The following is a 13,958-nucleotide window of genomic DNA, read 5'->3' on the forward strand; positions in this document are numbered from 1 at the left end:
ATATATTCAACCTTATTTTCATTACTATTACCTAGCTGATAAATAAAAAAATATAGTTTCATAATAACCTTTATATATTAAGTCATAATTTAGTTTGACAGTCCTGTTATTATACGAATGAAAAATGAACAAAAAAGGCGGAGCTCTTAATGCAACCCCACCTTTTTAGTATATAAAGAATCATTTGATTATTTAACAGTATGTTTTTAAAGCCTCTATATTTTAGATATCTTTACAACAAAATCGTATCTCCCTATTTTTTTGAAGAAACAGGATCCATTTTTAATGTTTTTATTCCTTCTTTTAATGTAAACGCATCTGCTCTTAATGTTTTCCAACTATCTTTCGCTGCATTCAGGTTTGGTTTTAAGAATTTAAATTTATTTTGATCTGCTTTTTGGGATGCTTTATCAATATGATTAAGTACTCCTAAATATTGAGAATCTAAATCATGCCATTGTGCTGACATGTAGGTAAGAGCATTAATAGCTGAACCAATTGCATTTTGCATTTCAGCAATATTATTATACGCAACTCCAACTACACGATTTAATGTTATTTTATAGTCTACCGTTTGACGTAATTGCGCTAACAATGGCTCTAACGTACCTAAATTGTCTCTCGCTACCCCTATCATTACACCGCCAGCAATCCATGTAGGAATTGAGGGAACGGATACAGTTATTATTCCATCCGATTCTACTTGTTTAAAATGTCTTACTTGCTCTAAAACATCATTTAAGCGCTTTTCATCTTCATCTATTCCAGATGCTTGGTTTTTTAAAATCGATTGCAAGATATCTTTATGACCTCCAAATGCTCGGACATCTTCTCCAATACTATCTCTTAACTTAGCTAGTTCTTGTATTAAATTCTGTGTGTATGCTTGGTTTTGTTTAATCTCACCTTGTAAATCTGTAATACCTTCTTTTAATGTATCTGTATCTCCTTCATTAATTGCTTCTACTAATGTATCGTAATAATTATCAAATGTGTTATCATACTCTACAATCCCTGTCAGGGTATCTAAAAGTTGTTTTTTTATGTGTGCATCCCATTTTGTAGCATGCTCTCTTGCATTCTTTTGATCTTGTAGAATTTGATTAGGTAAATTTGTATATCCTTTAATATCAATTCCTTCAAAGTTAACATCGGGATTATTAATTAACAAATAGGAGTAATCATTCATGGATTTTGCAAATAACCCAGCATCTTGCAAAGCTTTTTTCATCTTTTCGCTGTTTACAGAAAGAGATATATCTTCTGTACTCGTTTGTTCTATTTTACTTTCACTTGCAAAAGCTGCTACTGGATAAACTACAGTAGTTGTTGTCAGTGTTAAAAACGTCGATAGAGTAAGTAGTTTATAAGGAAAATTATTATTCACTTTAATTCCTCCTATATATATATGAATTTTTAGTTTATTTTTTCTTGTTTAAAAGCAATGTCTCTTGAAATGAATTCTGCGTCTTTATGAATATCATTCCAACTTTGTTTAGCAGCTTTTAAATCGTCAGGTATTAACGAAAGTTTATGTTCTTGCATTTGATCAATATTATCATATAAATCTTTATAATTTGCCCCCATTTTATTCCATTGTTGCTGAATACTCGTTAGAGACATTATTGCTTGATCCACTGTCTGATATAAATATGTTAAAGTGTCTTTTGTATTAGTAAGTGATATAACCGCTTGGTTAGCTAAATCAGCTCTCATACTTAATTCTCCGATTTTATTCGAAATTTCATTATAGGAATTCATATGATTAGATGCCTCAACACCAGCTGCTGTTCCTAAGCCGATACCAGCGGCTCCTAGGGCTGTAAGACCTCCAACAACAGCTGGTGTAGCTGTGCCACCAGTCACAACAATTACTACCGCTCCTGCAATTGTTCCAATAACTAAAATAACTGCTCCTAATCCACCACCAATTGACCAGGCTAATACATTATCAAAATGTGTTTTCTGTGTAGAACGTAAATTCTCAATTTCAGCCTGAAGTTGTGGGACTAGCGCTTGTTTTCCTGCTAAAATAGCTGTCAATCCTCCCTTTCCATCCGGACCCCCAACATTATTTTTAAAATCTACAGTATTTGTATACAACTTTGTTTTGAAAGCTTCTAACATTTTAATGACTTCCGTAACTTCATTTGAATTTGTATGAATTGTATCAATTAAATCCCCTATTCCTTCTTTGAGGCTCACCTTATCTTTCTTTTTTACAGTATCTACTAATGTGTCGTAATAATTTTGAAATTGCTCATCATAATTTACAATATTACGTGCTGTTTTTTGGATATTCGGCTTCGCTGTATCTAACCAGTAATTTGCATTGATTCGTGACAGTTCCTGATTTAGATGAATGTTTTTGATTAATTCTCCTCCTCCTGAACCTAAATCAATATTGGATAAATTTACATCCGGTTGCTTAATCATTGTTTTTGCGTACAAATCCATTACAAGAATATGAGAGCCTGTTTCAGCCAACGCTTTCTTTAACCCTTCAGGTCCTAGCGCATACTTTTCTATTTTCTGTTCTTGCGCCGTCTGTTCTTTTGCAAGTGCATGAATAGTACTACCATTCGTAGCAGTTATAACCGTGGCTAAAGTGGCTAAAGTTATGATTTTAAATGGAAATTTCATCATTTAATTCTCCTCCTTATTTTCAGTTGCGTTATATTTTTTGTTAAATTTTAATTTCTTAATATTAAAATTTATTAACTTGTTCTTCGAGTTGATTTGTTACATTTTTTAGTCGTCTTAATGTATCTTTTTGAGACTGAGTGTTATTTGTATCAACTTCAGTCGATAATTTTGTAATACTGTTACTTATTAGATTCAAATCCTCTTTGTAACGTTTCATTAAATCAATTTCTCCATCTACTTGGTTAGCAAATGTATGCAAATCATTTTGCATCAAAAGAATCATTGATTTTTGTAAATCTGCTACTGTTAATTTAGTTGTTAAGTCATATAACTTCTGATTTTGTTTCTCTAAATCAGTTAAATGTGCTCTTTGCTCTGTTGTTAGTTTATTAATTTCAGCAAAGGTACTATATGTTTTTTTAATTTTTTCAGGATCAATTACTTTCATAAGATCATACTCTTTTGTTTTTGTAACTGCAGCTGCAGCGATTTCACCTTTTTTACTTTTCTCTATCGCTTCACGAGCTTCTTTTTTGGCAGCCTCAATTTCTATATCTGATTTTCCCTTTTCTTTTGCATCTTTCTCTGCTTTATTCTCTGCGTCTACAATAGCATTGTTTATTTCTTTCCCTTTGTTATACGCTACAACTGCTGTTTGAGCAGCCGGTTCAATGATATCTTTTGATAAACTATAAATTTCTTGGAATACCTTCAGCCCTTGTTCATTTAAAGCTCCTGGTAATAATGCTATTTGCTGTAAATCATTTTGAATTGATTTTTTTGTATCTAGCATTTCGGTTTTTAACTTATCTATTTTTCCTGTTCCCTCTGAACTAAGGATACTCTGTGCTTTTGTCACATCGGTATCAAGATTTTTCAACTTCTTATCTACCTGTATTTTTAAATCTGTTAACTCATTAATTTGACGTTGCACACTTTCTTGATTTGTTATGGTCATGTCTTGAAGGACTTCCAGTCTATCTGTATACCCTTCTTTATCTTCCTTATTATCTACAAATCCTTTTAATGTTGGATAATAACTATTAAATTTAGTTACAAATCCTTTACTTTTTGAATTTAATAGAATTAATTTTGGATAAAGTTCGGATGACCACTCTTTCATATCTTGTTTAATTAGAAATTGATTTGTATTGAAAGATGGAACTTCTTCAAGTTGTACATTCGGACTTGCTAAGGCTCCATCTATAAAGGTTTGTGTTAATTTGGAGTGTGCACCTAGTTTTCGTAATGCTGAGGAAATATCTATATTATCTTGTTTCGTTTCTGCCTGAACGATTGGCATTGCGAGTGTATTGATGGGAATAGTCGCACCAGAAACAATTGATGTTATTAAAAATCCTGCCATAATTTTATTTTTCATTCCGTACACCTCTTCACTATTATTTTTTACAATTTTAATCGCATATGTTGTAAAATCTAACGTTAGAATTTCTCCTCTCGCACAATCGAGGATGGAAAATTTTCTAATAGAACGTAAAGACTTTACTTCCCCATCATTTAAACACTATGTTTTTTATAAGTAAACTAGAAAATCGCATTTATATTATTCGATTTTTCAGACATTAAATGTTTTGTTTTTTTAAAAGTTATACTTAAAAAATTTAAGTAATACTATCACTTCATGAAGTGAAATAATTATACTACGTTAATTAAACGAAAAATTCATTAATATCATTCGATTTTAATATATATCTTGCAAAAAAATGATTTTAATATAATTTTATAGTTTTTTATGTATATATGTACTTTATATGAATATGAAAAATTACATATTCATAAACGAGGTGACCCCATAAAGTTTGACCAAATATTGCTATATTCAGCAATCGTATAGACTTACAAAAAAACTCTTCATGCCTATAGAAGCGTTTTTTACAATGATTTCACTACTCTATTAAGAGTATTATCAATGATTAGGTATAGATTAAAACCCATTAAAGCAAAAAAAGATGTCCTAATACCATATTTAGGACATCCCTGCAATTTAGTCTTCTTATACATAATTTATCAGCCTATTCATCACATTTTCTCAATTATAACTTGCCTTTTATACCACCGGTTCAACTTCTCATTAGCAACACCTGAAAGACGCTTAGTTTTTTGATTGTAAAACCTTGAAAGAGTAGGTTGTGATATACCTATCTCTTCTGAAAGTTCCCTCATTGTTATATTCTTCTTTGTATGCAAAAATACTATCTTTTCACGAATTAAAGATTCGCTTTCATCCACACTTATGGGCTTACTTTCTTTCTTTGCAGTGGCTTTATCCGCTTGCATTACATTGGTAGTTTTCTTTTTAGGCAAACTCTCCATTGAATTCATTAATTCTGTAGGTGGAAATATTCTAATACCTAACTGCGAATAATAATTTTTAAACCAATTCTTCTTTGTTAATTTTTCTTCATCTAAGCTATTTTCATACTCCCAATGGGAAATAACCTTTTCACGTTCTAGATCCATTAATACATTTTCTAATTGATCTCTAATTCTATTCGGTTTTTGATTTTGTTTAATATCCATTACTGCTAAAAGTCCTTTATTCCCACCTATAGAATAGGGCCTGCTTAAACTAGAAAACATTTGTCGAATTCTCCACTGCCATGTTAAATAACGAATTAGCCTTTTATGATACTTGTGTCGATAACTATTGTATTCAAGTGCTTTTTTAGAGAGTAACGCATTTGTACTATTTGAGCCATATAAGTAGCTTGACAAGAAACTACCTGGTTTAATTCGACATGATTCTATTCCCATGTATTCATTAGTGTTTTTATCTCTCCAAAGTACCACTGAATCGAGTACAAATAGCCTTTTTATGATTTCACGTTTTACTTCGTAATGTTTACCAGGTTCTGCACGATCATTTAATACTACAACCTCATTTTCATCATTAAGATATATAAAAATACTTGCTAAAGCAGCAATTCTTTTAGCAACTTTAATCTTATCTTCAGCTCGATAATATTCAACTCCTTTAGCTTTTGCCTTAGGAATACTACACATTTCTAAAACTTGTTCATATGAAAAATCAATGAACTCATCTGGTGATTTAGCCTCATTTAACCATTGAATAGTGATAGAATCCAGACAATCTGCTGTTAAGTCATCCATATTACTCATAACACCATCCACGAGTGTATTCCACCGAGCTGCTTCCTCTATGTTTGTTAACCTTAAATCCTCATCTTTATGAGAAGAAAGTTGAGCCAGTCCATTACTATCCTTTGTTTCAATTGGATATGACTTGATTTTCGTTTCTTCATCCTCTTCAAATTGATTTTTTGCAATTCCATCTCTTAACTTATAATAAACAGCAGAGTTATTAACCTCATAATAATCATTTGGTTCAACTCGATTATCATCCACTAACGGAATAGATTCCATTTCATTGTTACTCTTTATAGACCTTAAAAACTCCTGATGAATAAATAAATCGATTGCCTCTTGTATTTCATCTTTATATTGATCTATCTCTGTGAATATTTGTAATGAAGAAACTCCTCTTTTTTTCTGCTTTTCAAGCCACTGTACTAGCATTGAAAAAGAAGGTGAAAGATATGAAGAAGTTACTATCTTACTGTTATCTTCTTTCACATCCTTATAATAGGCATTCCATTTATGCCACAATGCCTCGTTATCTTTATAAAGTGGTTCCGATATTAATAATGCATCACGAAACAATTGAAGAACATTATCCATACGCCCCCTCCTTCTTCGTTAAATTTTAAACTATTGTTATTTCAAGTTGAAATAATATAGCTATATGAATTCCCTTATATAAAAATATGAAATATTGTCAGAAATTTCACTTAAAATAACATTCAATATTAATGCCATTTCATCACATAGCATTCAAGTTTCTTCTTTTATTTATTATATAGAACAACAACAATTTGTAAAACATAGCTAATGTAAAGCCTACTTTATAATAACATTAGCACCATTAAATAAGATTATTTTCATATAAACATGAAAATCTATAGCGGTATCATGTCCCTTTCGAGATAAAGATGAAAATTATATCAATAGCTTTATTAAAAATAATAAACAAAAAAATTTTTTCGTATACCCCTACATCCCTGATATAAAAGGATTTGTTCACTTCTCTTAATATTAAACGTGAAAACTTATAGCTATATCATGTCCCTTTTAAATTTGTCTTAAAATGCTTAAAACTACCTATATATCAATGTTTATCATGCTAATTTTCATTTTAAAAGTTCTTTCCCCTACATGAAAACATATAGCGGAATCATGTCCCCTTATTTCAAAAACATGAAATACGAAATAGCTATATGGTGTCCCTTTCAAAAACTCTAATATTTGAAATGACGCCCATCACATCAATGGTTTAAAGTTATAATCCTAAAATCCAACGAACATAAAAAGATGAAATTCCACAGCGGTATCATGTTCCTTTCATTACAACCTAAATTCATTGAAAGCATTGTTAAATCCAGCATAACAGGAGTTTTCACCCCTAATCCTTCACTTACTAGAAAGATGAAAGTCTACAGCGGTATCATGTCCTTTATTTTTTTTGGCATATTCATGAAACCCCTTGTGGCTCTAAGATTCAAAACACTTTTCACCTTTTCATATTTTGCCTTAAAGGAGGACATTTTTACATTTTTCGATTTGCTATAATCAAAATTGGTATATTTTATAGTCTTTTGGCATATATTTCTGAATTTGTAGAACGGAGGTGAAAAAGATGGGGAAATCATTTGTATTACGAAATCAACGTAGCTTAAATGGGGAAACAACTAATGCTGTACTAGTAACACTAAAGTCTTGGCAAAAGCTTGTGGAAGCATTTGAAGAGAAGTACTACAGCTATAAAGATACCTATTTAGAAGATATTCTGCAGCACATGACATACGAAGAACGTATTGCTGACGTAGAAGGCTTTGTCGAAAAAGCCAAGCCATCTTTTTCACGTCGCGCATTGTCTGCACTTGCAGAAAAAACGGGAAGAAAACATAAATTATACGGTATTACGAATGCTGATCTTGAAGTATTCTTGTACCTACATAAAAAATGCTATACAAATGGCGTCATTCCAAATGTAACAATACATATGATGTGGGAAGATTACAAGCAATACAAAGAAGAATTTGCTTATATCCAACACTCTCAATTCTATATTGCATTAAAGAAATTAAACTTACATAACATTATCTCCATTGAAAACGGAGTAGATGGCCGATATACAATCAAGCTGACTCATTTTATGAATGAGGAAACAGAAAAAGCAAATCCATACGTATATATTAGTCCTGTTGTATTTACAAAGGCTTTCTTTAAGCTATCTGTAGCAGCTAAGAAACTATTCTTAGACATCGCTATGCAACAACATACAGAAACAACATTAAAGCGTTCTTTGGACAAGCAGGACGAAAGAGGAAACAAAACTCACTTCGGTGGGATGTATCGTTTCTTACATAAAAAATATCCGCATCAGATCCGTGCAGTTATCGAGGAATTAACAACTGCATTACCATGTACGGGGAGTCCCCTATTCAAAATTTGTAAAATGCAAAAAGGTGTAAAGCATACAAAACGATATACGACATTATATCTGTCTATCCATTCAGACTTCTTATGTTCGAAAGAAGCTGGAGAAGAACAACATAGGGATCCATTTACACCAAAAGCTACCTATGCTCGAAAAGCGAAATTTATCGAAGCACTCCTACAAGAGATGAATATCGGTGAATTGTCTGCAGACATGAATAAATTTATTCATGTATTAAAGCATACTTGTCATCGTCAAATCCGTAGTGTCATTCGTGGACTTCGTGATATGGTTGACCGAAAAGAAGGATATCCAACGAAGATTGTATATACATTGAAAAAACTATTACATCAAACATCTCAATATCAAATCCTTGATGCTGCTGCGAAAGAAGGTATCTACCCTCTTATTTCGCAACATATACCAAAAGAGAGAAATAGTGACCGTGAGCAAGCTGTCTTTAATTTTGGTCTACATTATTCTATGTACTCTCTTCATAACATTAAGAAGATGTTTAAGAATGCGCATGCACTACTGAAGCAGAAGTTTGCGGTACCAGTGACGGAAGAGTCTTATCACCGTAATTATCTAAAATACCAGGAAGAAACGTTATTTAGAAAATATGCATATGATCAAGGTGTTAATCTCCATGCATATATTGCTTTAGAAATTGAAATGCGTGAAAAACTAAAAGTTCGTGGTCATAAAGACCGTACTATCCCAAGTGATGTGCGTGAATGGTTTATCGAAGCAATTGATAAACTCCCACAAGAGCAGCTGCGTGTGATTGAGCTACCAAAACAGTTTAATTTACTAGAGTTTATGCGTACCTTCGAACGTTTAGTACGTGCTGGTGTAACAATAACAGCTCCAGATCAGGTGCTAAACGCAATGGAAATAAAATAATAGCAACAAGCTCTCTATTTTTGAAAAAGTCGAAAGTGGAGGGCTATTCGTGTTTGTTTTATTCCCCCTCCTTTTATACTACTCTATTTATAAATACAAAATCAGAAGGACTTCATGTAAAATGGAGTCTTTTTTATGCACTTCTATACAAATTCTCTTCTACCAATATATAACTCTCCACATAATGCTATGAAGTATTCTTCTAATGTAGTAAAACCTAACCTATAATACCTACAAAAAATCAGAAGGAAAATTATGATAATAGTGGATATGAGGACAAATAAGATAAAATGTGAATAATATTTTCCCAATGCCCTTGAGAATACTAGTATCGTTGAATATATCTAATAAAAATCACCAAGATTATTGTGAGTTATGTGTAAATACTGAGTAATGTTAACAAATATCTATATTACCTGAATAAATTGTGGATAATTGGACGATAAATATCAAGAGATTTACCAAAATAAAGAAAATTTATCCTACTTCCCTGTTCGGATAAATATAAAATGATTTGTATTAATTTCTTTCCGATTTCATGTAGAAATATATGTTTTTCTTTCTGTTTTTTTGTAGATTTGAAAGTCTAATAATCCTTAAATCTACGGTTACATTTTCTACTATTTATGATTTTTTATGCCCTAACATCCAATTCCCCCTTGTGCGAGTAAGTCTATTACCTATTTTTGATAGCCTATAAAAGTTTTATCTTTATTTCTTTTTAATATATAAGATATATATTTATAATAGATTTTATTATTACTAATATGATTGTTAATAAGATGTCGGACCTAATTGAAAATATTTGTAAATTAAGTTATGATAATGGTAATTAAACATATCATTACCCACATACAAAAGGACAAACCTACGTATCCCTAACAGGACGAGGTTTGTCCTTTTTTCATTTTAATAAACAATTTATATTGGAGGATTAAACATGGCTGTAATAAAAAATACGACTTACATAGATATGAATACCTATAACGAGATTAGTTTTTTTAAAGGACTACGTTGGGGATTAGTTTTTGTAGTGCCTTTTTGGGGCATCATAATCACTTTATACATTTTTTATATGCCAGCAACCGCGCGTAGCGAAGGCCGGTTGCAGGTCTTTCATTTCTTTTCTGTTATAATATATCCAAAGAAATTAGGTGATTATATTGAACGAGACAATTAGCTTAGAGAAAACTTTAGAAGCTTTCTCTACATATTTAAACGAAAAAGGCCGAAAACATTCTACAATCCAACGCTATGCATACGATATTAAAGATTTTTATAGATGGTTGAATGAAAATGAGTTGCTTTTACATATCAAATCATGGAATGAAATATCTGCAGATGATTATCAAGCTTATTTCTCAATGTTAGAAAAAAAACGAGAATATTCTCTTAAAACAAGGCACAGGATATGGGTGGTTTTAAAGAAATTACACATGTTTTTAGGTATAGTTACTCCATTAGATGATATTCATCTCTCTTTAATTCCGGATCAATCACTAAATGACAATGATTTTATTACCGAGTTAGAAGAAACACTTTTAAAACAAACTGTTCTATCAATAAAGGGGTTAACAGAAAGACAAGCTAAATATCGGCCTCTAATCATGGATAGAAACGCTTGTATAATTAATTTAATAGTAAACTACGGTTTGTCTTTACAAGAGCTTGTATCGCTTAATATGAGCCATATACAGTTTACCAGAAATACCTTAGTAGTACCTGGAGAAAACGGATTAACTAGGTCTGTCTCCTTAACTATGGAAGATGCACAGCAGCTTTACAAATATTATACGACTATTCCGGAACCCGTAAGGCCTCGACAACACACAGATAATCCCTTATTTGTGGCATTTGATTTTAATCGTGGTACGTATCGTTGGGTGTACGAAAAGGAGGCGCCAAAAGCTTTGTCTGAAGTTGCTATACAAAAGATGATACGACTTGAAGTGAAACGAGCAGAGTTAAATAGGCGTATTTCTGCGCAGCAAATGAGGAACACTTTTATTCTCCGTCTTATTAAGCAAGGAGTAACTGAAAAAGATTTGGTAAGTAGGATGGGGTTCAAAACTAAGATATCCTTAAAAAGATATTATCAATATTTACAGTGATGTATAAAATTATGAAAAACAATATAAATAAAAGCCATATTCTATAATAGAATACGGCTTTTATTCAAAATATATCTTTTTTGATTTCATGTTTGTTTATTAAGATTAAATTATAAAAAGGTATGTGTTTCTTTTTGTTTAGGTTAAAGATAATCATTATTAATTATAGTAGCTCTGCTTCTCTAAGTTTATTGTTTTTAACAAACTGATTGTAAGATTCTATTAGGTATAAATCTTTCTCTTCAGGAATAAATTCAACTTTTGAGTATTCGTATATCACTGCCCACCATTTTTCTAAAACAGGTGGGGTGTAGCTATATCCCATATATGAGTGCATTCTTACCAAGAAATTATAAACTTTTTTTTCAATTGATTGTTCAGAAGCTTGATTATAATTAATTATGAATTTTATGTTTTCTTTTATATAAGTATTTAATTTATCCATGTTATTAGTAGGTTCTTCCGGATAGCTCTTTGACTCACTTTTTATAGAATATATTAGATGTTCTAATAATACTTTCCCCTCTATCCAATTACCATTATCAAAATATAGATCAGGTTGTAAAAGTGCTTTTTCTAAATCATTGTATTCATAATCCATATAAAATCTTTCTGAACTATTCAAATCATTTGGTTTTTCCATATTAAGTGTCCAAAATCCAGCTATAGATATACCTGTCCATTTTAAATTATGGAAATGCTCGCTTAATTCTAACGAATCATATAGAGATTGTTTTCCGTATAATTTTAAAAAGAATGCAAGATTACCACCAATTAAAAAGTTATCTAAGTTCGTCAATTCTTTTTTATCTCGTAAAATTTTAACTATATAAATATTGTAAAAAAGAGAGAATAAATAATCTTTATTTAGATTGACTTTAGAACTAATAATATTTGTAGTATCTAAGAACGCTTGAATTACTGATTTTACTTCTCTAAGGTTACTATTATTATTTGAAGCCCATACTTTTTCAAAATCTAATACCAAATCACTAATTACATGTGATATTAATTCTTTATCATCTGCATTTGAAAATATTTGATTATCAAATTCACTATTAAATATACTGTTAATTGAATTTCTAGTGATAGTCTGGTTAAAAGTAATACAATCTAATTTCCCTCTAAAAACTTTATCTACAAAACTATAGCCTAATATATCAACATTACATATAATAATCACCTTAATTTTATAATTCTCTATTAGTTCATTAATCAATCCTGTTGCCACATTGTATTTCTGTAAATTATCAGTAATAGATATCACATTATTATTTTCATCATATTTTTTAAATGCTTTTTCTATTTTTCGGAATTCATCATTTATTTCCTTGAAATCCCGTATTTTACTACTACTCTGTAACATGAAACTATTTTTTTGATATGATTCCTGCATGCTTCCAGTTGGATCTATACCTAAAGAAGTGATTCTTTCGAAGTCATCAAATATAAAAATAGAACCTTTAGGTATGCTATTTAAACTATAAGAACCTTTTAACATACTAAAAAGTGGTTTACCGATTACTGGAACGTGTTGAATCCAATTAAACAAAGAAGTATCATTTATCTCAATTTGATTTTTTATTTCGTCTAATATTAATTTTCTTGAATCAAGACCAAAGCAAGAAATACGATATATAGGCTTATTTGAAAATTTATAATATTTATCAAAAAAATCTGTAACTATATGAGTTTTTCCGCTGCCCCATTCACCTGTCACTAAGTATCCTTTTCCATTGGGTTTATCATCAATGTATTTATATAAGCTATCCTCAAAATTATTTAACTCATATCTCTGTGGATTTTTAAAGTAATTTCTAATATGCAAATAAAGATTAATTCCTAGGAAAGATAAAATGCAAAGTACTAAACCAAATAATGCATATTTTCTCAGGAAAAAATATAAATGTTTAATTTGTATAAGATCAAAATCTATTAGATCAAAACCTTGAACAAAAATTAACATCTCTTTTATCAGATTTTTAATTATTGTGATGTTAAATAATAATATAAATACTAATAGAATTACGAAAGCTTTTTTTAAAAATTCTTTCGTTTTATTACAATGACGATTCAAAGATATTCCCCCAATATATTTTGATAGAATGTGTCCTCTTAGCGTTAAAGAAAGTACCTTTAGTAGTAAAGGTACTTTCTTTAATTATAAATACCATTTATATATTATACTATTAGAAATGCCTCATTTCCTAATTCCTTAAGTATTTTTGCAAAGAGATGGTTAGTCTACTTAGATAGCAAATTCTCTGTTTCTAGCAATCGAGAGAGCCTACTTATAAACTCCGTAGTATATAGGATTTTCGTATTTTCTAATTCATCCGGCTTAAATAGCTTTTCATGGTACATCGCCATACCTAACCACTGACGTATAATACGTTGAGCATCTCTTGCTTCTGTTATATCAAATCTAGATACAACAAAAGTTAGTTTGATCCATGTAAGCTTTGCAGAATCATTAGAATAATTTGAAGGGAAAAAGAAAAAACTCTGCTGCGTAACTTTCTGTCGTTCCTTCATCCAATGAAATATCTCCTGCTTCCCTAAATGAACATCAATTTCCACGAAAAACACAGGGAATGGAGACGGCGTTTTTTCTTCATTTATTGTACAATCAGCTTTCTCATTTTTTCTTGTTCATTTTTCTTTTTATTCCCGAAAAACTTATTGAATAATCCCACAGTATAATCGCTTTTCTTTATATTAAAGTATTAAACTTAATACTGTCCCGTTTTTCGTTC

General features: G+C 30.7%; 7 protein-coding genes and 3 pseudogenes. 3 read left to right on the top strand and 7 right to left on the bottom strand.

Annotated elements, in window-relative coordinates:
- Positions 1-253 precede the first annotated feature (253 nt).
- From KZZ19_RS29955 to KZZ19_RS31315, 5 genes and pseudogenes are all read right to left on the bottom strand, one after another.
- Positions 254-1,387 (bottom strand): HBL/NHE enterotoxin family protein, encoded by a 1,134-nt coding sequence (locus KZZ19_RS29955; RefSeq protein WP_237982345.1) that lies wholly within the window; start codon positions 1,385-1,387, stop codon positions 254-256.
- Between the two features lie 29 nt (positions 1,388-1,416).
- On the bottom strand, positions 1,417-2,646 hold the full coding sequence (locus KZZ19_RS29960) for an HBL/NHE enterotoxin family protein (RefSeq protein WP_237982344.1): 1,230 nt from the start codon (positions 2,644-2,646) through the stop codon (positions 1,417-1,419).
- Between the two features lie 61 nt (positions 2,647-2,707).
- Positions 2,708-4,027: an HBL/NHE enterotoxin family protein gene (locus KZZ19_RS29965; protein ID WP_237982343.1), complete on the bottom strand. Its 1,320-nt coding sequence runs from the start codon at positions 4,025-4,027 to the stop codon at positions 2,708-2,710.
- Positions 4,028-4,686: 659 nt separating this feature from the next.
- A pseudogene (locus KZZ19_RS29970) lies at positions 4,687-6,003 on the bottom strand (helix-turn-helix domain-containing protein); the annotation flags it as partial.
- 71 nt (positions 6,004-6,074) lie between these two features.
- Positions 6,075-6,366, bottom strand: a pseudogene (locus KZZ19_RS31315) (hypothetical protein); the annotation flags it as partial.
- Between the two features lie 1,015 nt (positions 6,367-7,381).
- Between KZZ19_RS31315 and KZZ19_RS29975 the strand changes: the two are divergent.
- From KZZ19_RS29975 to KZZ19_RS29985, 3 genes are all read left to right on the top strand, one after another.
- On the top strand, positions 7,382-9,091 hold the full coding sequence (locus KZZ19_RS29975) for a hypothetical protein (RefSeq protein ID WP_348638087.1): 1,710 nt from the start codon (positions 7,382-7,384) through the stop codon (positions 9,089-9,091).
- Between the two features lie 940 nt (positions 9,092-10,031).
- A complete protein-coding gene (locus tag KZZ19_RS29980; protein ID WP_237982719.1) occupies positions 10,032-10,271 on the top strand; it encodes a hypothetical protein in 240 nt (79 codons plus the stop codon).
- Positions 10,246-11,202: a tyrosine-type recombinase/integrase gene (locus tag KZZ19_RS29985; RefSeq protein ID WP_237982707.1), complete on the top strand. Its 957-nt coding sequence runs from the start codon at positions 10,246-10,248 to the stop codon at positions 11,200-11,202. The genes KZZ19_RS29980 and KZZ19_RS29985 overlap by 26 nt, the downstream gene beginning before the upstream one ends.
- Positions 11,203-11,365: 163 nt before the next feature.
- Here KZZ19_RS29985 and KZZ19_RS29990 read toward each other — a convergent pair whose 3' ends face one another.
- On the bottom strand, positions 11,366-13,279 hold the full coding sequence (locus tag KZZ19_RS29990; RefSeq protein WP_237982708.1) for a P-loop NTPase fold protein: 1,914 nt from the start codon (positions 13,277-13,279) through the stop codon (positions 11,366-11,368).
- A gap of 104 nt (positions 13,280-13,383) precedes the next feature.
- Positions 13,384-13,839 (bottom strand): annotated as a pseudogene (locus tag KZZ19_RS29995) (phosphoadenosine phosphosulfate reductase); the annotation flags it as partial.
- Positions 13,840-13,958: the final 119 nt, after the last annotated feature.

The organism is Bacillus thuringiensis (genome assembly GCF_022095615.2).
Lineage (GTDB): Bacteria > Bacillota > Bacilli > Bacillales > Bacillaceae_G > Bacillus_A > Bacillus_A cereus_AG.